Annotated in this window: 24 protein-coding genes; 9 read left to right on the forward strand and 15 right to left on the reverse strand. The window is 58.0% G+C overall.

Features of this window, described 5'->3' with window-relative positions:
- The 3 genes from rlmC (at position 1) to UR289_RS02780 (ending at position 3361) form a co-directional block, all read left to right on the forward strand.
- Complete coding sequence (rlmC, locus tag UR289_RS02770; protein ID WP_320709120.1) at positions 1-1128, forward strand: 23S rRNA (uracil(747)-C(5))-methyltransferase RlmC; 1128 nt, start codon at positions 1-3, stop codon at positions 1126-1128.
- 72 nt (positions 1129-1200) lie between these two features.
- Positions 1201-1908, forward strand: a complete 708-nt coding sequence (locus tag UR289_RS02775; RefSeq protein WP_320709121.1) for a response regulator transcription factor — start codon at positions 1201-1203, stop codon at positions 1906-1908.
- A complete protein-coding gene (locus UR289_RS02780; protein WP_320709122.1) occupies positions 1892-3361 on the forward strand; it encodes an ATP-binding protein in 1470 nt (489 codons plus the stop codon). The genes UR289_RS02775 and UR289_RS02780 overlap by 17 nt, the downstream gene beginning before the upstream one ends.
- 80 nt (positions 3362-3441) lie before the next feature.
- Here UR289_RS02780 and artJ read toward each other — a convergent pair whose 3' ends face one another.
- From artJ to UR289_RS02810, 6 genes are all read right to left on the reverse strand, one after another.
- Positions 3442-4173, reverse strand: coding sequence for an arginine ABC transporter substrate-binding protein ArtJ (gene artJ, locus UR289_RS02785; protein ID WP_021240923.1), 732 nt, complete (start codon positions 4171-4173; stop codon positions 3442-3444).
- 195 nt (positions 4174-4368) lie between these two features.
- On the reverse strand, positions 4369-5037 hold the full coding sequence (artM, locus tag UR289_RS02790) for an arginine ABC transporter permease ArtM (RefSeq protein WP_033145048.1): 669 nt from the start codon (positions 5035-5037) through the stop codon (positions 4369-4371).
- Entirely contained in the window at positions 5037-5753 is a 717-nt protein-coding gene (artQ, locus tag UR289_RS02795; protein ID WP_023310941.1) for an arginine ABC transporter permease ArtQ, read from the reverse strand. The genes artM and artQ overlap by 1 nt, the downstream gene beginning before the upstream one ends.
- A 6-nt stretch (positions 5754-5759) precedes the next feature.
- Positions 5760-6491: an arginine ABC transporter substrate-binding protein ArtI gene (artI, locus tag UR289_RS02800; protein WP_033145049.1), complete on the reverse strand. Its 732-nt coding sequence runs from the start codon at positions 6489-6491 to the stop codon at positions 5760-5762.
- Positions 6492-6510: 19 nt separating this feature from the next.
- Positions 6511-7239, reverse strand: a complete 729-nt coding sequence (gene artP, locus UR289_RS02805) for an arginine ABC transporter ATP-binding protein ArtP (RefSeq protein WP_148242699.1) — start codon at positions 7237-7239, stop codon at positions 6511-6513.
- A 226-nt stretch (positions 7240-7465) separates the two neighbouring features.
- The gene (locus UR289_RS02810; protein WP_033145050.1) at positions 7466-7984 is read right to left on the reverse strand and encodes a lipoprotein; all 519 of its coding nucleotides are present in this window, start codon (positions 7982-7984) and stop codon (positions 7466-7468) included.
- A 97-nt stretch (positions 7985-8081) separates the two neighbouring features.
- Here UR289_RS02810 and UR289_RS02815 point away from each other — a divergent pair, with 97 nt between their 5' ends.
- Together UR289_RS02815 and UR289_RS02820 are read left to right on the forward strand one after the other, a co-directional pair.
- Positions 8082-8405: a heavy metal-binding domain-containing protein gene (locus UR289_RS02815; RefSeq protein ID WP_023310944.1), complete on the forward strand. Its 324-nt coding sequence runs from the start codon at positions 8082-8084 to the stop codon at positions 8403-8405.
- Positions 8402-9232, forward strand: a complete 831-nt coding sequence (locus UR289_RS02820) for an N-acetylmuramoyl-L-alanine amidase (RefSeq protein ID WP_320709123.1) — start codon at positions 8402-8404, stop codon at positions 9230-9232. The genes UR289_RS02815 and UR289_RS02820 overlap by 4 nt, the downstream gene beginning before the upstream one ends.
- Positions 9233-9263: 31 nt before the next feature.
- Here UR289_RS02820 and UR289_RS02825 read toward each other — a convergent pair whose 3' ends face one another.
- The 4 genes from UR289_RS02825 to poxB all read right to left on the reverse strand — a co-directional run bounded on the left by UR289_RS02825 (position 9264) and on the right by poxB (position 14575).
- Positions 9264-10277 (reverse strand): NAD-dependent epimerase/dehydratase family protein, encoded by a 1014-nt coding sequence (locus UR289_RS02825; protein ID WP_048979761.1) that lies wholly within the window; start codon positions 10275-10277, stop codon positions 9264-9266.
- Positions 10278-10369: 92 nt separating this feature from the next.
- Positions 10370-11806, reverse strand: a complete 1437-nt coding sequence (locus UR289_RS02830; protein WP_320709124.1) for an SDR family oxidoreductase — start codon at positions 11804-11806, stop codon at positions 10370-10372.
- A 10-nt stretch (positions 11807-11816) separates the two neighbouring features.
- Positions 11817-12818, reverse strand: coding sequence for a low-specificity L-threonine aldolase (ltaE, locus tag UR289_RS02835; protein ID WP_033145067.1), 1002 nt, complete (start codon positions 12816-12818; stop codon positions 11817-11819).
- A gap of 38 nt (positions 12819-12856) precedes the next feature.
- The gene (gene poxB / locus UR289_RS02840) at positions 12857-14575 is read right to left on the reverse strand and encodes a ubiquinone-dependent pyruvate dehydrogenase (RefSeq protein WP_039261536.1); all 1719 of its coding nucleotides are present in this window, start codon (positions 14573-14575) and stop codon (positions 12857-12859) included.
- A gap of 151 nt (positions 14576-14726) precedes the next feature.
- On the opposite strand from poxB, the gene UR289_RS02845 reads away from it, so the two are divergent.
- Complete coding sequence (locus tag UR289_RS02845; RefSeq protein ID WP_033145069.1) at positions 14727-15161, forward strand: DoxX family protein; 435 nt, start codon at positions 14727-14729, stop codon at positions 15159-15161.
- 90 nt (positions 15162-15251) lie between these two features.
- Here UR289_RS02845 and hcr read toward each other — a convergent pair whose 3' ends face one another.
- The 4 genes from hcr to aqpZ form a co-directional block, all read right to left on the reverse strand.
- Positions 15252-16220 (reverse strand): NADH oxidoreductase, encoded by a 969-nt coding sequence (hcr, locus tag UR289_RS02850; RefSeq protein ID WP_320709125.1) that lies wholly within the window; start codon positions 16218-16220, stop codon positions 15252-15254.
- A 10-nt stretch (positions 16221-16230) separates the two neighbouring features.
- The gene (gene hcp, locus UR289_RS02855; protein WP_217072699.1) at positions 16231-17883 is read right to left on the reverse strand and encodes a hydroxylamine reductase; all 1653 of its coding nucleotides are present in this window, start codon (positions 17881-17883) and stop codon (positions 16231-16233) included.
- A gap of 144 nt (positions 17884-18027) precedes the next feature.
- On the reverse strand, positions 18028-18927 hold the full coding sequence (locus UR289_RS02860; RefSeq protein ID WP_033145072.1) for a lysine exporter LysO family protein: 900 nt from the start codon (positions 18925-18927) through the stop codon (positions 18028-18030).
- Between the two features lie 176 nt (positions 18928-19103).
- On the reverse strand, positions 19104-19799 hold the full coding sequence (gene aqpZ, locus UR289_RS02865; protein ID WP_033145073.1) for an aquaporin Z: 696 nt from the start codon (positions 19797-19799) through the stop codon (positions 19104-19106).
- A 372-nt stretch (positions 19800-20171) separates the two neighbouring features.
- Between aqpZ and UR289_RS02870 the strand changes: the two genes are divergently transcribed.
- Complete coding sequence (locus UR289_RS02870; protein ID WP_033145074.1) at positions 20172-21830, forward strand: ATP-dependent endonuclease; 1659 nt, start codon at positions 20172-20174, stop codon at positions 21828-21830.
- Here UR289_RS02870 and UR289_RS02875 read toward each other — a convergent pair.
- Positions 21827-22783, reverse strand: coding sequence for a VirK/YbjX family protein (locus tag UR289_RS02875; RefSeq protein ID WP_033145075.1), 957 nt, complete (start codon positions 22781-22783; stop codon positions 21827-21829). The genes UR289_RS02870 and UR289_RS02875 overlap by 4 nt on opposite strands.
- A 159-nt stretch (positions 22784-22942) precedes the next feature.
- On the opposite strand from UR289_RS02875, the gene macA reads away from it, so the two are divergent.
- Both macA and macB read left to right on the forward strand, forming a co-directional pair.
- Positions 22943-24058 carry a macrolide transporter subunit MacA gene (macA, locus tag UR289_RS02880; protein WP_320709126.1) on the forward strand — a complete coding sequence of 372 codons (1116 nt, stop codon included), beginning with the start codon at positions 22943-22945 and terminating at the stop codon, positions 24056-24058.
- Positions 24055-25995 carry a macrolide ABC transporter ATP-binding protein/permease MacB gene (gene macB / locus UR289_RS02885; protein WP_032658224.1) on the forward strand — a complete coding sequence of 647 codons (1941 nt, stop codon included), beginning with the start codon at positions 24055-24057 and terminating at the stop codon, positions 25993-25995. The genes macA and macB overlap by 4 nt, the downstream gene beginning before the upstream one ends.
- Positions 25996-26005 lie beyond the last annotated feature (10 nt).

Here is a 26005-nt window from a genome sequence, read left to right on the forward strand (position 1 = left end):
ATGCAGTGCGCACTCTATGACGCCGGACGCTGCCGCTCCTGTCAGTGGATAGAACAGCCGGTCTCTCAACAACTCACCGCCAAAATGGCCGACCTGCAACAGCTGCTGGCAGCACACGCGGTGGGCGAGTGGTGCGCACCCGTCAGTGGCCCGGAGCAGGGCTTTCGTAATAAAGCCAAAATGGTGGTCAGCGGCAGCGTTGAAAAACCGCTGCTGGGAATGCTGCACCGCGACGGCACGCCGGAAGACCTGACCGGCTGCCCGCTGTATCCCGCCTCGTTTGAACCCGTCTTTGCCGCGCTGAAACCGTTTATCGCGCGTGCAGGGTTAACGCCTTACAACGTCGCCCGCAGGCGCGGCGAGCTGAAGTACCTTCTGCTGACGGAAAGCCAACTCGACGGCGGCATGATGCTGCGCTTCGTGCTGCGCTCGGAAGCCAAGCTGGAGCAGCTGCGCGCGGCGCTGCCGTGGCTGCAGGAACAGCTGCCGCAGCTGAAGGTCATTACGGCAAACGTTCAGCCGGTGCATATGGCGATCATGGAAGGGGAGAAAGAGATTTTCTTCACCGACCAGCACGCGCTGGCCGAAAGCTTCAACGGCGTGCCGCTGTGGATCCGCCCGCAAAGCTTCTTCCAGACCAACCCGACCGTGGCAAGCAGCCTGTACGCCACCGCCCGCGACTGGGTTCGTGCGTTAAACGTCCATCATATGTGGGATCTCTTCTGCGGCGTGGGCGGCTTTGGTCTGCACTGCGCCACGCCAGAGATGCAGCTCACCGGCATTGAGATCTCTGCCGAAGCGATTGCCTGCGCGAAGCAGTCCGCCGCCGGGCTGGGGTTAACGAATCTGCACTTCCAGGCGCTCGACTCCACGCAGTTTGCGACCGGCCAGGGCAACGTGCCGGAGCTGGTGCTGGTCAACCCGCCGCGCCGCGGCATCGGCAAGGCGCTGTGCGACTACCTGAGCCAGATGGCGCCCGAGTACATCGTCTATTCCAGCTGTAACGCCCAGACCATGGCGAAAGACATCGCCAGCCTGCCGGGCTACCGCATTGAACGCGTTCAGCTTTTCGATATGTTCCCGCATACCGCGCATTACGAAGTGCTGACGTTGCTCGTGAAATCTTAAACAAAATGTGAACTCTTCCCCCGCTCGAAATCAGGTAAGCTTACGTCATAAGAGATGAATAAAGGCTTACCCATGAAGCAGATCCTGCTGGTGGAAGACGACCAAGATATCGCGGCGCTTCTGCGACTCAATTTAGAAGACGAAGGCTACGCCATTACCCACGAGCCCGACGGGGGCAAGGCCTTACTGCGTCTTGAAAAACAGCCGTGGGATGCGGTGATCCTCGACCTGATGCTGCCCAGCGTTGACGGTCTGGAGATTTGCCGCCGCATCCGTCAGATGACGCGCTACCTGCCGGTGATCATCATCAGCGCCCGCAGCAGCGAGACCGACCGCATTACCGGGCTGGAAACCGGCGCCGATGATTATCTGGCGAAGCCGTTCTCGGTGCAGGAACTCATTGCGCGCATCAAAGCGCTGTTCCGCCGCCAGCAGGCGATGGGGCAGGCGCAAACCGACGGTCAAATTCAGGCCCACGGTCTGACCATCGATCCGCTGGCGCGCAGCGTGCTGCTTCACGGCCAGGTGGTGGATCTCACCCCGCGTGAATTCGAGCTGCTGTACTTCTTTGCCCGTCATCCTGGCGAGGTCTTTTCGCGTCTGGCGCTGCTGGAGCAGGTCTGGGGCTATCAGCACGAAGGCTATGAGCACACTGTTAACACCCATATCAACCGCCTGCGCATCAAGATTGAGAAGGACGCCGCCGAGCCGGAGATTATTCGCACCGTCTGGGGCAAGGGCTATAAATTTGCGGAGCCAAATCATGATGCGCCGCTTTAGCCTGGGCCAGCGCCTGACGCTGCTGTTTATCCTGCTGATGATGCTCTGCGCCACCGTCGCCTGTGCGGTACAACTCTACACCAGTACGCAGTACGGCAACGCGATGGTGCAGCGGCTGTCGGGCGGGCTGGCGCAGCAGATCGTTCAGCGTGAACCGATTCTTAACGCGCAGGGCAGGGTCGACCGAACGGCACTCAAGCCGCTGTTCGATCGGCTGATGACCTTTAATCCGAGCGTTGAGCTGTACGTTGTCTCCCCGGACGGCGATATCCTGGCGGATGCCGCACCGCCGGGCCACATTCAGCGACAAAAAATCGATCTGGCCCCGGTTCAGACCTTCCTGAGCGGTACCGCCATACCGGTCCTGGGCGACGATCCTCGCAGTCAAAATAAAAAGGTCTTTAGCGCCACGCCGCTGCGGCAGGACGGCGAGCTAAAAGGCTATCTGTACATTATTTTGCAGGGCGAAGAGTCAAACGCCCTGGCTGAAATGGCCTGGCATAAGGCGCTGTGGAGCACGGTACTGTGGTCATTGCTGTGGGTCGCGCTGTTTGGCCTGCTGGCAGGTTTACTGGTCTGGTACTGGGTCACGCGCCCGGTAAAACAGCTGACGGTGGAGGTCGCCGGGCTGGAGCAGGACAGCATCAGCGCTATCAGACAGCTGGCGGCACAGCCGTCGGACGCGGCGGCCAGGGATGAAGTGGCGATCCTGCGCAACAGCTTTATCGAGCTGGCACGCAAAATCACCCGCCAGTGGGACCAGCTGGCCGACAGCGACCGCCAGCGCCGGGAGTTTATCGCCAACATTTCGCATGATCTCCGTACGCCGCTGACCTCGCTGCTGGGCTATCTGGAAACCCTATCGCTAAAATCCGCCACGCTGACGCCGCAGGAGCACCAGCAGTATCTCGCCACCGCGCTGCGTCAGGGGCAAAAAGTCCGTCATCTATCGCAGCAGCTGTTCGAGCTGGCGCGCCTTGAGCACGGCGGCATTAAGCCGCAGCGCGAGCGTTTCGCGATGGGGGAGTTGATTTCCGACGTGGCGCAGAAGTTTGAGCTCACCGCCCGCACGCGCGAAGTGAATCTGCATATTGACGTGCCGGGACCGCTGCCGCTGATTAACGCCGACGTGTCGATGATCGAACGCGTGGTGACCAACCTGCTCGATAATGCGATGCGCCATACGCCATCTGGCGGGGAAATTCGTCTGGCGGTCTGGCAGGAGAATGAACGGCTTCAGGTCGAAGTGGCTGACAGCGGAACGGGCGTGGATGCCTCGCTGCGCGACGATCTGTTCCAGCGGCCATCGGCGTTGAACACCCAGGCATCGCGGGAGAATCGCGGCGGGCTGGGGCTGTTAATCGTGAAACGTATGCTGGAGCTGCACGGCGGTGGGATCAGGCTGATGGAGTCGGTGAGCGGGGCGCGGTTCAGGTTCTTTGTGCCACTGTGAGAGAGTGCCGGGTGGCGGCTTCGCCTTACCCGGCCTACAGACTACCACCCCCGTAGGCCGGGCCACCCGGCAAAAAAATCTTACTGCGGGAACCACTGCTCGCTGATTTTCTGGTACGTACCGTCAGCTTTAATCGCTTTCAGCGCGCCGTTCAGTTTTTCCAGCAGAGCCTTGTTATCCGGACGTACCGCGATGCCCAGACCCGTGCCGAAGTACTGCGGATCGGTCACTTTCTCGGTTGCGGTGCCCAGCTGCGGATTGGTTTTCAGCCATTCGTTCACCACGGCGGTATCGCCGAACACGCCGTCGATGCGGCCATTTTTCAGGTCGATAATCGCGTTCTGGTAGCTGTCATAAGCCACGGTTTTCACTTCAGGATGTTTGTCCTGGAGGTATTTCTGGTGCGTGGTGCCGTTTTCCATCCCGATGCGTTTGCCTTTCAGCTGATCGAAAGAGGTATAGGCGCCTTTCTTCGCAATCACGACCGCCGAGTTGGCGTAGTACGGGTCGGTGAACGCAACCTGTTTGCTGCGCTCAGGCGTGATGTCCATCCCGGAGATCACCGCGTCGTATTTTTTGAATTTCAGCGACGGGATCAGGCTGTCGAAGGCATGGTTGGTAAAGGTGCAGTCGGCCTGCATTTGTTTGCACAGCGCTTTTGCCAGGTCAATGTCGAAGCCCACGATCTGGTTGCTGGCATCCAGCGATTCAAACGGCGGATAGGTGGCGGACACGCCAAAATTGATTTTATCAGCTGCGGATGCGCCAGCGGCGAAGGTGGCGAGTAATGCGGCCAGAACTAACTTTTTCATTGTAATGCTCCCGTCTGTCTTATTTATGCGCCGTGTCTGCGGCATGGATGTACAATGCCATTTAATGAATTTATATGCAATAAAAATGATTAAGTATTATTTTTATGGAAAAAAAAAGCGGATAACCAGAAAGTTACCCGCATTGATTAATCACATTTATGCACTTCTTGCCGGGCGGCGCTGCGCTTACCCGGCCTACGATCTGCGCTCAAACGCCAGCGCTTTACGCTCGATCAGGCGCATCATCAGCGTCAACAGGCCGTTAACCACCAGATAGACCACGCCTGCCGCACCGAACACCATCACGTCATAGGTGCGCCCGTACAGCAGCTGTCCGTGACCCATCACCTCCATCAGGGTGATGGTGTAGGCCAGAGAAGTACTCTTGAACACCAGCACCACTTCGTTGGAGTAGGAGGAGAGCGCGCGCTTAAAGGCGTACGGCAGCAGGATCGCCAGCGTGTCTTTCTTGCTCATGCCCAGCGCTCCGCAGGACTGCCATTGTCCTTCCGGAATGGCGCGGATCGCGCCGTAGAACAGCTGGGTGGTATAGGCCGCACTGTTCAGCGAAAGGGCAATCAGGGCACACAGCCACGGTTCAGAAAGCAGATGCCAGATAACCGGATACTCCTGCAGCGACGGGAACTGGCCCGGGCCGTAGTAAATCAGGAAGATCTGCACCAGCAGCGGCGTACCGGTAAACAGGGTGATGTAGCCGCGCACAATCCACACCAGCACCGGCGTTTTCAGCGTCAGGATGATGGTGAAGATAAGGGCCAGGATCAGCGCCACGATAATGGACGCCACGGTCAGCGTCAGGCTGGTGTGCAGCCCTTTCATCAGCTCGGGGAAATATTCAAGCATCAGCCTGGTCTCCGTTCAAAGCGCGTCGCACGCAGGTCAATACGCTTGAGGATGTACTGACTGAGCAACGTGATCACCAGGTAGATAGCCGCCGCCACAATGTACCAGGTAAAAGGCTCCTGGGTGCGGGTGGCGATGCTTTTGGTTTGCAGCATCAAATCGTTAACGCTGATCAGGCTCACCAGCGCGGTATCTTTCAGCAGCACCAGCCACTGGTTGCCGAGGCCCGGCAGGGCATGGCGCCACATCTGCGGCATGACCAGACGGAAGAAGATGGCTGACTTCGACAGACCTAACGCCTGACCCGACTCCCATTGACCCTGCGGCACGGCTTTCAGCGCACCGCGCAGGGTTTGCGACGCGTACGCGGAGTAGAGCAGGGAGAGGGCAATCACGCCGCACAGGAACGGGCTGACGTCGAAGTTTTCAATCTGCATCTGCACCGGGATCTGCGCAAAGCCAAGATTGATCGTAAAACCGTCCGACAGCGTCAGCAGCAGCTGTGAGGAGCCGAAATAGATAAACAGGACCACCAGAATTTCCGGAAGCCCACGCAGCACGGTGACCAGCGCGGAGCCTGTCCAGGCGACGGGGAACCATTTCGCGGATTCCCACACCGCAAAGAACATCGCCAGCACGAGGCCGATAATCAGTGCGCAAACGGCAAGGCCGACGGTCATCCCGGCGGCGCTTGCTAAAGGAAAAATTTCATTCATCAGGAATTACTTCTGGAACCATTTTTTGTAGATGGTTTCGTAGGTGCCGTCTTTCTTCACTTTTTCCAGCGCAGCGTTGAATTTCTGCTGCAGCTCAGTGTTGCCCTGACGAACGGCAATCCCCAGACCGGTACCGAAGTAATCCTTATCGGTCACTTTGTCGCCCACTGGCGCCAGTTTATCGTTGGCTTTCAGCCACTCGGTTACGACCGCGGTATCACCAAATACGCCGTCGATACGGCCATTTTGCAGATCCAGCTTCGCGTTCTGGTAGCTGTCATACGGAACGGTAGTGATTTCCGGATGTTTATCCATGATGAATTTCTGGTGCGTGGTGCCGTTCTGCACGCCAACTTTTTTGCCTTTCAGCTGATCGACAGAGGTGAATTTCCCTTTCTGACCAATGAACAGGGCGGAGTTGTCGTAGTAAGGCGTAGAGAACAGAACCTGCTTTTCACGCTCCGGGGTGATGTCCATACCGGCCATCACGGCGTCGATACGGCGGAACTTCAGGCTTGGGATCAGGCTGTCGAACGCCTGGTTGCTGAAGGTACAGGTCGCGTCGATCTCTTTACACAGGGCGTTAGCCAGGTCCACGTCGAAGCCAACAATTTTGTTGTTCGCATCAATGGACTCAAACGGAGGGTAAGAGGCTTCCGTGGCGAAACGAATGGTCTGAGCTGCGGTAGCGGAAAGGGTAACGCCAGCAAGCAGCACGGCAAGTAATACTTTTTTCATTATATTTCCCCTGACACAATCAATGAGATAAATAGTTTTTGAAGGCATCGGTTTGCGGGTTCGCGAAGCAGCTCGCATCACCTTGCTCAACGATATACCCGTTTTCCATGTAGACCACACGGCTGGCGGTTTTACGCGCCACTTCCACTTCGTGGGTGACGATAACCTGCGTAATATTGGTTTCCGCCAGCTCGCGAATGATGCTGACGATCTGGGCGGTAATTTCCGGGTCCAGCGCCGCGGTTGGCTCATCAAACAGCAATACCGCAGGCTCCATCATCAGCGCGCGGGCAATGGCTACGCGCTGCTGCTGACCACCGGAAAGGTGCAGCGGATAGCGGTCGCTGTAGGGCTTAAGGCGCAGACGATCCAGCAGCTTTTCGGCGCGCGCGATCGCCTGCTCCTTGCTTAACCCCAGCACGCGGCACGGCGCTTCAATCAGGTTTTGCAGGACGGTCAGATGCGGCCAGAGATTGTATTGCTGGAAGACCATGCCGACGTTTTGACGCAGTTCGCGAATCGCTTTATCAGACGGCGTTTTCGCGAAGTCAAAATGGTTACCGGCAATTGCCAGCGTACCTGAACGGGGCATTTCAAGCAGATTAAGGACGCGCAGAAGGGAGCTTTTGCCTGCACCGCTTGGGCCAAGCAAAACCAGCGTTTCGCCTTCCGGGCAATTCAGCGTGATGTCAAACAGCGCCTGGTGTGCGCCGTAGAAGCAGTTAATGCCGTTTAGTTTAATACTCATCGGGGCAGTCTTTACTCATCCAGGCAATCTATAGCAATTGAGGCCGCAGATAGTACCGTTGACAGAATAGTTATGCAATATTTATGCGTTAAAAGTTAAATATAACCCGCGTTTCCTCTTAAACATAGCACAAAATAGCGAACGGTAAGGTCGGCGAGTATAAATGTCGGCATTCCGCATGAAATGCCGCACATTTTACGGGGGTTACCGGGTTGTATCGGCGGGTTTAGCGATTCTCAATCGACTGGCGCAGCGTGCCTGCCGGGGCATGAACGCTGCCGCCAACGTAGCGCACGTCGTCTACCGCCCAGCACTGTCCTTCACGGATCATCAGTACTTCATCCTGCCAGGTTTGGGTTCCCTGCGTCAGCTTAACGCGCAGCGGAATATTGCGGGCATCCGTGTTCGGGATGGTTGACGCGCTGGCTACTTCGGCGCTGTCCGGCAGCGTGGTGCGGCTGGAGAACGGATCGGATTTCAGCAGGGCGTTATGCTGCGGATCGCGGGTAGCGTCGTTAAGCAGTTTTGCCAGACCGTCGCTCAGATACGGGCGCAGGCCGATGAGATCGTTGCTGCGGTGCTGAATGCGATAATCATAGAACTGCTGCGCCACGGCGTCCGGGCCGCCCTCAATGCAAGGGCCGCTGCGGGTACCGATATCCTTAAAGGCTGGCGTGACCGTGGTGGTACAGGCGCTGAGCACCAGCGCGCAGGGCACCAAAAGTGTTAAAGCAGAATAGCGCATGTTGATTTCCTTATTTATTAACTATCCTTTCAATCATAGCGTAACGAACCGATAATGCTGTGCCTAAGGCATTGAACGCTAAAGAAGGAGAGAAACCATGCAGTTTTCAACAACGCCAACCCTGGAAGGGCAGACAATAACCGAGTATTGCGGTGTGGTTACCGGCGAAGCCATTCTCGGCGCCAATATCTTCCGTGACTTTTTTGCCGGTATCCGCGATATCGTTGGCGGCCGCTCGGGCGCATACGAAAAAGAGCTGCGTAAAGCGCGCGAAATCGCCTTTAAAGAGCTTGGCGAGCAGGCGGAAGCCCTCGGCGCTGATGCGGTTGTGGGGATTGATATCGACTACGAAACGGTCGGGAAAGATGCCAGCATGCTGATGGTGAGCGTAAGCGGTACGGCGGTGAAAACCCTCCGATGACGCGTTCGTTTGCCACGCTCCTGCTGGCGCTGCTGCTGGCAGGGTGTGCCACGGAAAAAGGGATTATCGACAAAGGCGCCTACGAGCTGGACACGCGTCATCAGGCGCAGGCGGCTTACCCGCGTATAAAGGTGCTGGTGATCCACTACACCGCGGATGATTTTGACAGCTCGCTGGCCACGCTGACGGATAAGAACGTCAGCTCTCACTATTTGATCCCGGCTAAACCCCCGGCACCGGACGGTAAGCCCCGCATCTGGCAGCTGGTGCCTGAAAGCGAACTGGCCTGGCATGCGGGCATCAGCTTCTGGCGCGGCACCAACCGGATTAACGATACGTCTGTCGGCATTGAGCTGGAGAACCGCGGCTGGCAAAAAACGTCGGGCGTTAAGCATTTTACGCCGTTTGAGCCTGCGCAAATTGCGGCGCTGGTTCCGCTCGCCAAAGACATTATTGCCCGCTACAACATCAGACCTGAAAATGTGGTGGCCCATTCGGACATCGCCCCGCAGCGCAAAGACGATCCCGGCCCGCTGTTCCCGTGGCGTGAGCTGGCGCAGCAGGGGATTGGTGCATGGCCCGATGCCGGGCGCGTTGCGTTCTATATAAACGGGCGACCGCCTTATCAGCCGGTAGACACCGCAGCGCTGCTGGATTTACTCGCACGCTATGGTTATGAGGTGCCCGACAACAGCACGCCTGCCCAGCAGAAGCGCATCATCATGGTGTTCCAGATGCACTTCAGGCCGCAGCTGTGGAACGGCGTAGCTGATGTGGAAACGATGGCTATTGCAGAAGCGCTTTTAGAGAAATACGGGCAGGGGTAATCCTTCGGATATCCCTCTCCGTGAATTAAGGCTATCGGTGCAACTTCCCGTGATCCCGCAGCCACGCCGCCGTACGCGTAATCCCTTCATCCAGCGTCACGATCGGTTTGTACCCAAGCTCGTTCTCCGCACGCGAAATATCCAGCGTGAAATCAAAGTTAAGCTTCGATACGCCGTAATGCGTCAGCGCAGGCTCTTTGGCCGATTTACTGCCAAAACGCTCCATGCTGCGGGCAATCATATCCAGCATTGGGTAAGGGACTGAACGGATGCGGCAGTCGATCTGCAGCTCGTCAATTAAACGCTGCACAATGCTGCGCAGCGTGCAGGGTTCGCCGTTCGTGATGTTGTAGGCGCGACCGGAGATCAGCTTATCGCAGTCCGGCTGGCTTGCCAGCCACATGGCGTGAACGGCGTTTTCGTAATAGGTCATATCCACCAGCGCATCGCCGCCGCGCGGCAGCAGCACGCTGCCGTAGTGGTGCATCATCTGCGCCAGGCGCGGAATAAACACTTTGTCGTGCGGCCCGAACAGGCTCTGCGGACGTAAGACCGTAAAACGGGTGTGCGGGTTCGACTGTGCCAGCAGGTCAATCACCTCTTCGCTGGCCGCCTTGCTGCGGGCAAACTCGCAGGCAAAGCGAGCGGGACGGAAATCTTCCTGCACCTCACGATGGTGGTGATAGTCGAAATAGAGTGAAGGTGACGAGATATGAATAAAGTTACGCACGCCCCAGGCAACGGCCCATTCGCCCAGACGGCGAGTGGCCCGCACGTTGGCGAGATCGAAGGCTTCCTGGGTACCCCACGGGGAGGTGAAGCTGGAGCAGTGCCACAGCGTGTCGATACCGGCGAGCATCACTTTCGCCTGAGAGGAGACCAGCTCCGTCAGGTCAGCATGGACGAACTCCGCGCCCATTTTTTGCAGCAGTTTTCCCATCGCTTCGTTGCGACCGGTAGCCCTGACGCTGATGCCCTTGTTGCGCAGAAATTCGACCGCATTTCGGCCTAAGCCGCTGGTCGCCCCGGTAACCAGTACCTTCATATCAATCCACTGTGTTGAAAAGAATTTCGTGCGCATTCTTTCGTGAATTACGGCGCTATGCAATGGGAAAGGTGAAAGAAAGAGAGTTTTATTTAGATCTTTTCCGTCTTTTGTTCTGCCCGTTGCGCAATCCGCTTTGCCATTCCGCGGAAGATAAACAGGTGGGCGGGGATCATCAACAGCCAGTAGAACAGACCCGGCATTCCGTGGGGATGCCACCAGGCGCGGACGTCCAGTTCACGACAATCGCCTTTGTCTTTCAGGGTAAAGCAGAGCCGGCCCAGCCCTGGGGCTTTCATACCGAACAGCAGCGCCAGCTGTTTTTCCGGCTCGACGATGATGACCTTCCAGCTGTCGACCGCGTCGCCCACCTCAAGATACGGGCGTGCCGGGCGGCCTTTTGCCAGCCTGTGCCCCACCAGCAGATCCATTGCTCCGCGCGTTTGCCACAGGATATTACCGAAGAAATAACCGTCTTTGCCGCCAATCTTGTTCACCACCTCCCACAGCGCGGCCATGCTGGCGTGGGTTTTCACCGTGCAGCCCGCCTGTTTCGGGTAATAGCCGTACTCCGGCCGCCAGCGGGCAAACGCCTGAGCGTCGTAACCCCAGTCGCTGGAGTTCACCAGCTGCTCTTCCTCTTTCAGCGTATTGCGCACGGCATCGTCAAAGCGGATCAGGTCCTGGGGAATGAGTGCCCGCAGTTCGCGATCGTCCGCCAGTAAATCGTGTTTGAGCCCCTGGATCAGCGCTTTGGCGGTCGTCGGCGGCACGGAGGTGATCACGTTCAAAAACCACACCGAAATCCAGCGGGTCGGGAAGGGGATGGGGATCAGCCAGCGGCGGCGGCCGCTGACGCGCATGAAATGTTCGAACTGCTCCTGATAGCTCAGCACTTCGGGGCCTGCCGCCTCCAGCACGCGGTGTTGCTCCGCCGGGTGATCCAGCAGGGCCACCAGATAATGCAGTAAATTCTCCAGCGCAATCGGCGTGGTGCGCGAGCGTACCCAGCGCGGCGGCGTGAGTACGGGCAGGTTGTAAACCATATCGCGCATCACTTCGAAGGCGGCGGAGCCTGCGCCGACGATGATCCCGGCGCGCAGTTCGGTGACGGGGATATTCGCCCCGCGCAGGGTGTCAGCCGTCAGCTGGCGGGCGCGCAGGTGATCGGACTGCTCGTGTTCGGGCGCCTGGAGCGAGCTTAAAAAAATGACCTGCTTCACCGGGGTTTGCAGCAGGGCGTCGCGAACGTTCATCGCCACCTGCCGCTCGTGGGCGATGAAATCCCCGCCTTCGCCCATGCTGTGCACCAGGTAGTAAAGCGTGTCGACCCCTTCCAGCAGGGCGGGAAGTTCCTTCGGCCAGTTGAGGTCAACGCTGTGGCAGGTGACGCCAGGCAAACTGAGCTTTTGCAGGCGTTCGGTGTTGCGTGCCGCTGCCAGCACCTGGTGTCCCTGCTGGCTTAACGCCGCGGTGAGATGCTGACCGATGTACCCGCTGGCGCCGAGCACCAGAATTCGTTGCGGCACGTGATGCTCCTTATCGCTGTAAAAACGCCTGCCAGTGTTTCACCACGTCCGCCAGCTGTTCGCGGCTCACGTCGAGATGCATGACCAGGCGCACGACGGGTGAGGCGTTGATCAGCACGCCACGTGATTTCATAAATTCACCCAGCGCGGCGGCGCGGTCATCGCCCACGCGTACGAACAGCATGTTGGTGTCGTGGCGCATCACGTCGGCGCCAATCTCGCGCAGCTGCGCCGCCATCCACGCGGCGTTGTCGTGATCGTCCTTCAGGCGCGCCACGTTATTTTTCAGGGCATACAGCCCGGCAGCCGCCAGAATACCTGCCTGACGCATGCCGCCGCCGGTCATTTTGCGCCAGCGGTTGGCGCGCTTGATGTAGTCCGCGTCGCCCACAAGCAGAGAACCCACCGGCGTGCCCAGCCCTTTAGAGAGGCAGATGGTGAACGAGTCGCAGTATTGCGCAATCTCTTTCAGCTCGCAGCCATACTCCACGACGGCGTTAAAGATACGCGCGCCGTCAACGTGCAGGCCGAGCCTGCGCTCGCGGGTGAATTCCCATGCAGCTTTCAGGTATTCGCGCGGCAGCACTTTGCCGTTGTGGGTGTTTTCGAGGCTGAGCAGCCTGGTGCGGGCGAAGTGAATATCGTCGGCTTTGATTTTCGCCGCGACTTTATCGAGCGGCAGGGAGCCGTCCGGCGCGGCGTCAATCGGCTGCGGCTGAATGCTGCCGAGCACCGCCGCGCCGCCGGCTTCGTAGAGATAGTTATGCGCGCCCTGGCCGACGATATACTCTTCCCCGCGCTCGCAGTGGCTGAGCAGCGCCACCAGGTTAGCTTGCGTTCCGGTCGGCAGGAACAGCGCGGCCTCCTTGCCGCTCAGCTCTGCCGCGTAACGCTGCAGTTCGTTGACCGTAGGGTCATCGCCGTAGACGTCATCCCCGACCGGGGCGGCCATCATCTCTTCGAGCATGGCGCGGCTCGGGCGGGTTACGGTATCGCTGCGTAAATCAATCATTTCACATCCCTTTATTTTAAGAGGTCATGCGAAATGTTTTACCTGAGCCAGTTGGTTTTTGCCAGTTCGATCACCTCGTCGCCGCGCCCGCTGATGATGGCGCGCAGCATATACAGGCTAAAGCCTTTGGCCTGTTCCAGCTTGATCTGCGGCGGGATCGCCAGCTCTTCTTTGGCGACGACGACATCCACCAGCACCGGACCGTCGATGGAAAATGCGCGCTGCAGGGCTTCGTCCACCTCTGAGGCTTTCTCCACGCGAATACCGGTGATGCCGCAGGCCTCGGCGATGCGTGCGAAGTTGGTGTCGTGCAGCTCGGTGCCGTCCGTGAGATAGCCTCCGGCCTTCATCTCCATCGCCACGAAGCCCAGCACGCTGTTGTTAAAGACCACGATTTTCAACGGGAGCTTCATCTGCACCACCGACAGGAAATCCCCCATCAGCATGCTGAACCCGCCGTCGCCGCACATCGCCACCACCTGACGCTCCGGCGCCGTCGCTTTTGCGCCCAGCGCCTGCGGCATGGCGTTAGCCATCGAGCCGTGGTTGAACGAGCCGAGCAGGCGACGCTTGCCGTTCATCTTCAGATAGCGTGCCGCCCAGACGGTTGGCGTGCCCACGTCGCAGGTAAAGATGGCGTCGTCGTCCGCGAAATGACTGATCTGCTGCGCCAGATACTGCGGGTGAATCGCTTTGTCGCTCGGTTTGGCGAGGTCGTCCAGCCCCTTGCGGGCGTCGCGATAGTCGCTCAGGGCTTTATCAAGGAACTTGCGGTCCGTTTTTTCTTCAAGCAGCGGCAGCAGGGCGGCAAGCGTGGATTTGATGTCGCCCACCAGCGCCATATCAACCTTGCTGTGCGCGCCGATGCTGGCCGGGTTGATATCAATCTGAATGATTTTGGCATCCGTCGGGTAGAACGCGCGATACGGGAATTGGGTGCCGAGCAGGATCAGCGTGTCGGCGTTCATCATGGTGTGGAAGCCGCTGGAGAAACCGATCAGACCGGTCATCCCCACATCAAAGGGGTTGTCGTACTCGACGTGCTCTTTGCCGCGCAGGGCGTGGACAATAGGGGCCTTAAGCTTACCGGCGAATTCAAGCAACTCCTTGTGCGCGCCCGCGCAGCCGCTGCCGCACATCAGGGCGATATTGCTTGAGTACCGCAGCAGCTGTGCCAGCTTTTTCAGCTCCTCTTCCGCAGGCGTCACCACCGGCTGCGGGGCGTGATACCAGTGGGTGCTGGCCCCTTCCGGCGCGGCCTTGAGGGCCACATCGCCCGGGATAACGACCACAGAAACGCCGCGGTTCAGCACGGCTTTGCGCATGGCGATCGCCAGCACCTGCGGGATCTGCTCTGGGGATGAAACCAGCTCGCAATAGTGGCTGCATTCACGGAACAGCTCCTGCGGATGCGTCTCCTGAAAATAGCCGCTGCCGATTTCGGAAGAGGGGATATGGGCGGCAATTGCCAGCACCGGCACGTGGTTACGGTGACAGTCAAAGAGGCCGTTGATCAGATGCAGGTTGCCGGGACCGCACGATCCGGCGCAGACGGCCAGTTCCCCCGTGATCTGTGCTTCAGCGCCTGCGGCGAAGGCGGCAACCTCTTCATGGCGCGTGGGCATCCATTCGATGGTCTTCATCTTGTTGAGGCTGTCGCTAAGTCCGTTCAGGGAATCGCCGGTTACGCCCCAGATACGTTTCACGCCAGCCTGTTCGAGCGTTTTCGCTATATATGCAGCCACGGTTTGTTTCATGGTTGTCCGTCTCCTTTTTGTGATATCGCTTACAAGCTTAGAAGAAAGTCTCCGTATTGCCCGTCGCATCCCCCCAATTAAAAGGTGCTTTTCATGCGCAATTATTCGGCATAATCTGGTGCTACCTCAGTAAAAACAGGAAGTATTTCAAATGGTTAAATCATTGTTAATCGCTGTTAATGAAAAGCTATCGTGCGACGATCTTGGCAAACTCTTGTTACGACTTGCCGTCGGCGGGCTGATGCTTTTTCACGGTTTGCACAAGCTTTTTGGCGGCGTGGGCTTTATTAGCGGCATGCTGGTGGAAAAAGGGCTGCCGGGATTTATCGCCTACGGCGTGCTGGTTGGCGAAGTGGTGGCACCGATCCTGATTATTGTCGGGCTCTTTACGCGTCCGGCCGCGCTGGTGCTGGCCTTTACGATGATTGTGGCGTGGCTGATGGTGGGAATGGGTGAAACGCTTGCCCTCGATAAGGTAGGCGCATGGGCGATTGAAAGCCTGGTGTACTTCTTTATCGGCTCGCTGGCGGTCGCCTTTTTAGGGGCGGGGCGGTTTGCGCTGGGTAAAGCGCCCGCGTGGCGGTGAGGTTGTTGTAGGTCGGGTAAACGCAGTACCACCCGACAAAAAGCCCGGTGGCGCTGACGCTTACCGGGCCTACGATCGAACGCTTACCGTTTATGCGAGGACGAGATCGCCCTGTGGATGGCATGAGCACGCCAGCACGTAACCCTCGGCAATTTCCGCGTCGGACAGCGTCATGGTGCTGGTGACGGTGTACTCCCCGGAAACCACCTTCGTCTTACAGCAGCCGCACACGCCCGCACGACAGGCAGCCGCTACCGGCACCTTGTTGCTTTCCAGCGCCTCCAGCAGCGTGGTCCCCACGCGGCCAAAGAAGGTCTGCGCAGGCTGCAGTTTGGTGAAGGTAATGCCGCTGGTTGCCGCTTCCGCCACCGGCGTGAAGAACTGCTCTTTGAAGAAGCGGGTCACGCCAAGCGCTTTCACCTCTTTCTCCACGATATCCATGTACGGCGCCGGGCCGCAGGTCATCACGGTGCGGTTCGCGATATCCGGCACGCTTTGCAGCAGCTCGCGGCTCAGGCGACCGGGCACAAAGCCGTGGGTCGCGTTGTGCTCCGCCACCAGCGTTACCGGATAATTACGCCACTCCCCGGCAAAAATCACATCTTCCGGGGAACGGACGCTGAAGATCGACTGCACATCGGCCTGCGGGCGATTTTTTGCCAGCCAGCGGCGCATCGACATAATCGGCGTTACGCCACAGCCCGCCGCCAGCAGCAGGAATTTATCGTCTGCTTTGTCGTCACAGGTGAATTCCCCCTGCGCGTCAGACAGCCAGATGTAATCCCCGCGCTTGACGTCCCGCGTCAGCCACTGCGAGCCCGCGCCGTCGTCAATGCGTCGGACGGTGAGCGTAATGTACTCGCTCACGCCCGGCGTGGAGGAGATCGTGTAGGCGCGCAGCGTGTCCGCCGAATTGCGAACGCTGACCAGCGCGTACTGGCCTGCACGGTACGGATAGTAGTCATGGCACAGCAGCGACAGCGTCCACACATCCGGCGTCTCCTGATGGATGTGATGAACCTGCATCCGCCACGGACATTGTGAGGTTGGCATGGTCATGAATAACTCCTTACGCGCTCAGCAGCTGTTTCATATCATCTTCAACGTTGGTCACGGAACGCAGGCCGAATTTCTCGTTCAGCACCGCCAGCAGGTCTGGCGTCAGGAAGCCAGGCGCGGTCGGGCCGGTCACGATGTTGGTGACGCCGAGAGAGAGCAGGGTCAGGAGGATGACAATCGCTTTCTGCTCGAACCATGACAGCACCAGCGACAGCGGCAGGTCGTTCACGCCGCAGCCCAGTTTCTCCGCCAGGGTGACCGCCAGAATGATGGCCGAGTAAGCATCGTTACACTGGCCTGCATCGATCAGGCGCGGCAGACCTTCGATGTCGCCGAAGTCCAGCTTGTTGAAACGGTATTTACCGCACGCCAGGGTCAGGATCAGACAGTCTTCCGGCACGCTGGTGGCGAAATCGGTAAAGTAGTTACGCTCGCCGCGCGCGCCGTCGCAGCCGCCGACGAGGAAGATGTGGCGCAGCTTTTCACGGCTGACGAGATCGATCAGCGAATCAGCGGCACCCAGCAGGGTTTCACGACCGAAGCCGACGGTAATAAGGTGCGGGATCTCGCTGTACGGGAAGCCTGCCATCTGCTGCGCCTGGGCGATAACCGGACCGAAATCGTCACCTTCAAGATGGCTCACGCCCGGCCAGCCAACGATGCTGCGGGTCCAGATACGGTCATCGTACGCGCCGACGGTCGGGTCGATGATGCAGTTAGAGGTCATCACGATAGGGCCAGGGAAGCGGGCGAACTCCACCTGCTGGTTCTGCCAGCCGCTGCCGTAGTTACCGATGAGATGCTTAAATTTACGCAGCTCAGGGTAGCCGTGCGCCGGCAGCATTTCGCCGTGGGTATAAACGTTAACGCCGGTGCCTTCGGTTTGCTTCAGCAGGTTGTAGAGATCTTTCAGGTCGTGACCGGAAATCAGAATGCACTTGCCTTCGGTTGCCTTGACGTTGACCTGCGTCGGCGTCGGGTGGCCGTAGGTGCTGGTTTCACCGGCATCCAGAATGCTCATCACGCGGAAGTTCATCTGGCCGATTTCCATTGAGCACTCAAGCAGGGCGTTCATATCGGCAGGCCAGGTGCCCAGCCACGCCATGATTTTGTGGTACTGGGCGTAGATGTCGTTGTCGTACTGACCGAGCACATGCGCGTGTTCCATATAGGCCGCAGCGCCTTTCAGGCCGTACAGGCACAGCAGGCGCAGGCCGAGAATGTTCTCGCCAATCGCCGCTTTGTCTTTATTCGGGGTGAATTCTGCCGCCTGACGCTGGAGGTCGCCCAAATCGTCGCTGACCAGCTGCAGTTCTGACATCGGGTTTTCCACGCGAGCGCTGGCGTCCGCCTTCAGGCACTGGGCTTTCAGCGCCTCACGCAGGGCAATCGCTTCGCGGGCGTAGCCGACAATGCGCGGAGAGTCGAAGTTAACGTTGGTCAGCGTGGAGAAAAACGCGCGCGGGGCGAAGCTGTCGACGTAGTGGTCGACAATGCCGTATTCGCGGGCTTTGAACGCCCATGCGGAAAGGCCTTGCAGAGCCGCAATCAGCAGGTCCTGCAGGTCAGATGTTTCTGCGGTTTTGCCGCACATACCCTGTGCGTAAGAGCAGCCATTGCCTGCCGGGGTACGGATGGTTTGTTCACATTGCACACAAAACATAATCACACCTGTTAAAGTTATATTTGATATACATGTTTAAGGTTATGCCTGTGCCAGAACGGAGAAAAGGGCTTTCTGCTACAAAATAGAGGGAGATTGATTTAGCGCAATTTTGGCGGCAGGAAACCTACCGCCAAAGAAGTATCAGGCAGAGAAGAAGGCCATCAGGACCGGAACCAGCAGGCTTAAAATAAAGCCGTGCACGATAGCCGCTGGAACCATCTCCAGACCTCCGGAGCGTTGTAGTACCGGCAGGGTAAAGTCCATCGACGTCGCGCCGCACAGGCCCAGCGCGGTAGAACGACTGCGGCGAACCAGGCTCGGGATCAGCATGATGGCAATCAGCTCGCGCGCCAGATCGTTAAAGAAGGCGGCGCTGCCGATCACCGGTCCGAATGATTCGGTCAGCAGAATACCGGAGAGCGAATACCAGCCAAAACCGGATGCCATCGCCAGGCCGGTTTTCAGCGGCAGATCGAGAATAAAGGCGTTGATGACGCCCGCCACCATTGAACTGGCAACAACCATAACCGCAACCATCATTCCCCGACGGTTGAGGACAATTTGTTTCAGCGTCATGCCATTATTTCGCAGCTGAATACCGATCAGGAACAGCAGGAAGATCAACGTATATTCACTGGCCTCAGTCGCGTGCTGTAAAAATGCCCAACCGGTCAGCCCAAGAAGAAAACCGAGCACCACGACGCCGCATAATTTTAATGATTCAAGCGCCATTGCAATTCGTGAAGGGAGTTTTTCCTGATGATGGTGATTTTTCCATGGAATAGTGCGTTCCAGCCACAGCAGCGCGGCAATATTGCACAGCAAAATAACCACTACGGTGACGACAGAATAATGGAGGATGGAGAGTAAATTCGCCGATAAGTTGTCCAGAAATGCCAGGCTAATCCCCATAAAGAAAAGAATAACGTAGACAATCCAGCTCAGGAATCGATTAATGAGCCTTAATGCGGATTCACGATGCAGCGGAATAAGATAGCCCACGATCAAGGGCAGCAAAATGATGAGGAGTCCTGAAAACATGAACAGCCGGTCCTTTTTAGTATCGGTTAAGCGCCAGTGACACTACCCAATAAAGGCTGTTCAGTAAAGCGGCAAAAGAAAGCCGGGTGGCGCTAACGCTTACCCGGCCTACAAAGTGCAATCTCACGTAGGTCGGGTAAGTGTTAGCGCCACCCGACATTACAGGCCGCACTTAATTAATCGCGTTTTTCCAGCAGGGTGCGATACAGCACGCCACCCAGAATACCGCCGATAACTGGCATCACCCAGAACAGCCACAGCTGCTCAAGCGCCCAGCCGCCCTGGAAGATGGCGACGGCGGTACTGCGTGCCGGGTTAACGGAGGTGTTGGTGACCGGAATAGAAATCAGGTGGATAAGCGTCAGCGCCAGACCAATGGCAATCGGGGCAAAACCGGCTGGGGCGTGTTTGTCCGTTGCGCCGTGGATCACCAGCAGGAAGCCTGCGGTCAGCACGATTTCAATCACAATGGCAGACAGCATGGAGTAGCCGCCCGGAGAGTGTTCGCCAAAGCCGTTAGAGGCAAAGCCGCTGGCCGCCGCGTCGAAGCCGGCTTTACCGCTGGCAATCACGTACAGAACGCCCGCCGCGATAATACCGCCAACCACCTGCGCCACGATATAGCCAATCACGTCTTTCGCCGGGAAACGGCCGCCCGCCCATAAACCTAACGTCACTGCCGGGTTAAAATGACCGCCGGAAATATGTCCCACGGCAAACGCCATGGTTAATACGGTTAAACCAAAAGCCAGTGCAACGCCGACAAAACCGATACCTAATTCCGGGAATGCTGCTGCCAGAACGGCGCTACCGCAGCCACCAAATACCAGCCAGAATGTACCAAAGCATTCTGCTGCCAATTTTCTAAACATAACCACCTCAAATAATTATCCGCACGCATTCCCGCGTGCGGGATATATCGCCATAAAGGGATGACGACTCAAAGAGCCCGTATTTTAAAAACCAACAACACCCCTTCGCCACTTAAATAAATTCGATTAATTTGATTTAAGGCAATGTGATGTCAATCCTTGTTCAAACTGGAGGTAAATAGAGCATAGTCCAATTTGCGGGCGGTAGTATCTTGCGAGATGTTGGTTATTTCAAATGAAACCTAATGGATAAATTCTGAATTTTTCGTGCTTCCGCCAGGTTATGGAGGCGGATTGCAGTGTCAAGCCCGTCTGCATCCCGCTATACTGCTGATAACTTGAAGGAAAAAGTGATCATATCGCGGGGGATTTATGCTTCTCGAACGTGTGGAAATTGTTGGGTTTCGCGGTATTAACCGCCTGTCGCTGCAGCTGGAGCAAAACAACGTCCTGATCGGCGAGAACGCGTGGGGTAAGTCCAGCCTGCTGGATGCGTTGACGCTACTGCTTTCGCCCGAGGACGATCTGTATCACTTCGTCCGCGACGATTTCTGGTTCCCGCCCGGCGACGTGACGGGGCGCGAGAAGCACCTGCATATCATCCTGACGTTCCGCGAATCCGAACCCGGACGTCACCGCGTGCGTCGCTTCCGCCCGCTGTCACCCTGCTGGGTGCCGTGCGATGACGGTTTCTACCGGATTTTCTATCGGCTGGAAGGCGAGATGGCGGAGAACGAAGGGGTACTCACCCTGCGTGATTTTCTCGATGAGAAAGCCAACCCGATCCCGCTGGACAATATCGACGACCTGGCCCGCCACCTGATCCGCCTGACGCCGGTGTTACGCCTGCGCGATGCGCGCTTTATGCGGCGTATTCGTAACGGTACCGTACCCAATATGCCGGAAGTGGAAGTCACCGCCCGCGAGCTGGATTTTCTGGCCAGAGAGCTGGTGTCGCGTCCGCAGAATCTGACCGATGGACAAATTCGTCAGGGATTGTCCGCAATGGTGCAACTCCTTGAGCACTATTTTTCCGAGCAGGGCACGTCGGAATCGCGCCACCGTCTGATGCGCCGCCGCTCTCATGATGAGCAGCGAAGCTGGCGTTACCTCGACATCATTAACCGGATGATCGACCGGCCCGGCGGTCGCACCCATCGGGTGATTCTGCTGGGGCTGTTTTCAACGCTTCTGCAGGCCAAAGGCACCGTTCGTCTGGACCGGGACGCCCGGCCGCTGCTGCTGGTGGAAGACCCGGAAACGCGCCTGCATCCCATCATGCTCTCTGTGGCATGGCATCTGCTGAACCTGCTGCCGCTCCAGCGCATCACGACCACTAATTCCGGGGAATTGTTATCGCTGACGCCGGTAGAACACGTCTGTCGCCTGGTGCGTGAATCCTCCCGCGTCTCCGCTTTCCGGCTTGGGCCGGGCGGTTTGAATGCGGAAGACGGGCGGCGCATCGCGTTTCATATTCGCTTTAACCGGGCGTCGTCGCTCTTTGCCCGCTGCTGGCTGCTGGTGGAGGGGGAGACGGAAACCTGGGTCATCAACGAACTGGCGCGCCAGTGTGGCCACCATTTTGATGCGGAAGGCATTAAGGTAATCGAATTCGCCCAGTCGGGATTAAAGCCGCTGATAAAATTTGCACGCCGGATGGGGATCGAGTGGCACGTGCTGGTCGACGGTGATGAGGCGGGTAAAAAATATGCCTCGACCGTGCGGAGCCTGCTGAATAACGAGCGCGAGGAAGAGCGCGACCATTTAACCATGCTGCCCGCGATGGACATGGAACACTTTATGTATCGCCAGGGGTTCGACGACGTCTTTCACCGAATTGCCATGGTGCCGGTCGATGTCCCGATGAACATGCGGCGGGTGATCGCCAAAGCCATTCACCGTTCGTCAAAACCGGATTTAGCCATTGAAGTGGCGACGGAAGCGGGAAGGCGCGGCGTGGAGGCGGTACCGACCCTGCTGCGGAAGATGTTCTCCCGCGTGCTGTGGCTGGCACGCGGGAAAGCGGATTAGCGCTGGGTCGCCTGTTTCACCTGCTGAATCAGGCTATCCAGCAGCTCGTAGCGGCGGCGATATTCGGAGCGTTTTTTGCTGGCGATCTCTTCCATCGGTTTACGCGGCATGACGAGCGGCAGCATAAAGTTACCGTTGTCCTGCTTTTCACCGCCGATGGAGCTCCAGAAACTGTCGTAATCGGCCAGCAGTTTGCCCTCTTTTTTCTTGCGGTAGCGCCAGCTGCGATAAATGTGGGTAGCGTTACTGACGGCGACAATCTGCTCTACCGGGAACGCGGCGCCGAGCGTCATTGCGGCCTCGACCAGCAGACGTTTCGGGAACAGACCGTGGCAGGCTTTCGTCGCACCCTGGATCAGCTCGTGGGGAACATGCGCTTTTGCACCCTGCAAACCGCCAATGAACAGCGTCGATTTTCCCTCAAACGGGCATAGCGTAAAGGTCATCTCCGCCAGCGCCGTATTTTGACTGTCACAGAAAACGAGGGTAGCTTCTCCCTCTTTATCCATAAACGCGTCGGCACACAGGCGGACGGTAAATTGCTGTTCATCTTTTCCGGTTAAGGTCAGCAGAGTCACGCCCTGTTTTGAAAGGTAACCCTTTGTCAGCGTTGCCGGCAGCTGGCGGCACATCATCTGATAGTGCCAGGACAGCGATTCCAGCGCACGCTGTCGATCCATATTGACCGTCAGCCACGGACGATGAAGGCGACACGGCAGCCCCGGCTGAACCTGGAGCATTTGCATCAGGTGCGGATGTTTCGCAAGATCAGACAGCAGGCGAGCGGTGCTGAGCGGTGTCGCCAGTGAACGCAGCATGAACTTACGTCGGTAGGCGGTTTTTTCCCATGCCAGCCCGGGTGCGATCTCACCAAAAGCCAGGTTTTTGAAGAGCTGCCAGCCGGTTTTTGGCTGCGGCAGGTTTGAAAGTGATGTATCGACGATAGAAGACATGGTAGATCCTGATCCTTTTGGAATATCGCTATTTCAACAGGGGAAATGTCAACGTCTCGTAAACAAATTAGGGCGATTTCGGAGAACAGGGGTTTCGTTGAGGAGTCGTTTAGATAGAATCAACATTTATAATTGCCAGAACATTTATTTGGAATATTTATGAACCTCAAGGGAAAACGCAGAACGCTGTTTCTGCTGCTGGCGGTCGCGGTTTTAGCCGGTGGGTACTGGCTATGGCAGGTGCTGAATGCGCCGGTGCCGCAGTATCAGACGCTGATTGTTCGCCTGGGCGAACTGCAGCAAAACGTCCTCGCGACGGGCAAGCTTGACGCGCTGCGCAAGGTTGACGTCGGCGCTCAGGTCAGCGGCCAGCTGAAAACGCTGTCGGTTGAGATTGGCGACAAGGTGAAAAAAGGCCAGCTGCTCGGCGTTATCGATCCTGAGCAGGCTGAGAACCAGATCCGCGAGGTGGAAGCCACGCTGATGGAGCTGCGCGCGCAGCGTGCGCAGGCGCTGGCAGAACGTAACCTGGCTCAGGTAACGCTGACCCGTCAGCAGGCGCTGGCCAAAACCCAGGCTATTTCGAAACAGGATTTAGATACTGCCACCACAGAACTGGCGGTGAAACAGGCGCAGATTGGCACGATTGACGCGCAAATCAAACGCAATCAGGCCTCGCTGGATACGGCAAAAACCAACCTCGACTACACCAAAATCGTCGCGCCGATGGCGGGCGAAGTCACCCAGATCACCACGCTGCAGGGCCAGACGGTGATTGCCGCGCAGCAGGCGCCAAACATTCTGACGCTGGCTGACATGAGCACCATGCTGGTCAAAGCCCAGGTCTCAGAGGCGGATGTTATCCATCTTAAGCCCGGACAAAACGCCTGGTTTACGGTGCTTGGCGACCCGCAGACGCGCTACGAAGGCGTGCTGAAAGACATTCTGCCGACGCCGGAAAAAGTTAACGACGCTATCTTCTACTATGCCCGCTTTGAGGTGCCAAACCCGCAGGGCGTGCTGCGTCTGGACATGACCGCACAAGTGCATATCCAGCTGACCGGCGTGAAGAACGTGCTGACCATTCCGCTCTCTGCGCTCGGCGAGTCCGCCGGGGAGAGCCGTTATAAAGTGAAAGTGCTGCGCAACGGCGAAACGCGCGAGCGCGAGGTCGTGATCGGCGCGCGCAACGACACCGACGTGGTGGTGGTGAAAGGTCTGGAAGAGGGCGAGGAGGTTGTTGTCAGCGAAAGCCTGCCCGGAGCCGCTAAATGACGGCGCTGCTTGAGCTGAATAACATTCGTCGCAGCTATCCGTCAGGCGACGGTCCGGTGGAGGTGCTGAAGGGCATCTCCCTGCGCGTGGAAGCGGGCGAGATGGTGGCGATTGTCGGGGCATCGGGTTCCGGTAAATCGACGCTGATGAACATTCTCGGCTGTCTGGATAAACCGACCAGCGGTACCTATCGCGTGGCCGGGACGGATGTCTCCACGCTGGACGGCGACGCGCTGGCGAAGCTGCGTCGGGAACATTTCGGCTTTATCTTCCAGCGTTACCATTTGCTTTCTCACCTGAATGCGGCGCAGAACGTGGAAGTGCCTGCGGTGTATGCGGGCGTCGAGCGGAAAAAGCGCCTTGAGCGCGCGCAGATGCTGCTGACGCGTCTGGGGCTGGCGGAGCGGGTGGAGTACCAGCCCTCGCAGCTGTCCGGCGGCCAGCAGCAGCGCGTGAGTATTGCCCGTGCCCTGATGAACGGCGGGCAGGTGATCCTCGCGGATGAACCGACTGGGGCGCTTGACAGCCATTCCGGCGAAGAGGTGATGGCGATCCTCCATCAGCTTCGCGATCAGGGGCACACGGTGATTATCGTTACCCACGATCCGCAGGTAGCGGCGCAGGCGGAACGCATTATTGAGATCCACGACGGCGAGCTGGTCAGCAATCCGCCGCCGCGTGAGTCCAGGGCAGCGGCGCCGAAAGAAGCGCTGCCGGCATCAACCGGCTGGGGACAGTTCTCCAGCGGCTTTCGCGAAGCGCTGACCATGGCCTGGCTGGCGATGGCAGCCAATAAAATGCGCACCCTGCTGACGATGCTCGGCATCATTATCGGTATCGCCTCGGTGGTATCGATCGTGGTGGTGGGCGACGCGGCGAAGCAGCTGGTGCTGGCCGATATTCGCGCCATCGGCACCAATACCATTGACGTCTATCCCGGCAAAGACTTTGGCGACGACGAGCCGCAGTATCAGCAGGCGCTGAAATACGACGATCTGGCGGCGATTCAGAAGCAGCCGTGGGTGAACTCCGCCACGCCTGCGGTTTCGCAGAACCTGCGTCTGCGCGTGGGCAATGTTGACGTGGCCGCCAGCGCTAACGGCGTGAGCGGAGACTACTTCAACGTCTACGGCATGACCTTCAGCGAAGGTGCTACCTTCAACGCAGAGCAGCTGGCGGGCAGGGCGCAGGTGGTGGTGCTGGACGCGAACTCGCGCAGGCAGCTCTTCCCAAACAAAGCCAACGTGGTGGGCGAAGTGATTCTGGTCGGCAACATGCCTGCCACGGTCATCGGCGTGGCGGAAGAGAAGCAGTCGATGTTTGGCAGCAGCAAGATCCTGCGCGTCTGGCTGCCCTACACCACCATCTCAGGGCGGATTATGGGGCAGTCCTGGCTCAACTCCATCACCGTACGCGTGAAGGAGGGCTACGACAGCGCGCTGGCCGAACAGCAGCTTGAACGGCTGTTAACCCTGCGCCACGGGAAGAAAGATTTCTTCACCTGGAATATGGACGGCCTCTTGAAAACGGCGGAAAAGACCACACGTACTCTTCAGCTGTTCCTCACGCTGGTGGCGGTGATTTCGCTGGTCGTCGGCGGCATCGGGGTGATGAATATCATGCTGGTGTCGGTAACCGAACGTACCCGGGAGATCGGCATTCGCATGGCGGTCGGCGCCCGGGCCAGCGACGTGCTGCAGCAGTTTTTGATTGAAGCGGTGCTGGTGTGTCTGGTTGGCGGGGCGATGGGTATTGCGCTCTCGATGATGATCGCGTTTGCGCTTCAGCTCTTTTTACCCGGCTGGGAGATTGGCTTCTCGCCGGTTGCCATTATTACCGCATTTTTGTGCTCGACCTTTACCGGCATTTTGTTTGGCTGGTTGCCCGCCCGCAACGCGGCGCGGCTGGATCCGGTGGACGCGCTGGCTCGGGAATAACCCGAAAATA

It is taken from the genome of Enterobacter sp. 302C9 (assembly GCF_034106085.1).
GTDB lineage: Bacteria > Pseudomonadota > Gammaproteobacteria > Enterobacterales > Enterobacteriaceae > Enterobacter > Enterobacter asburiae_B.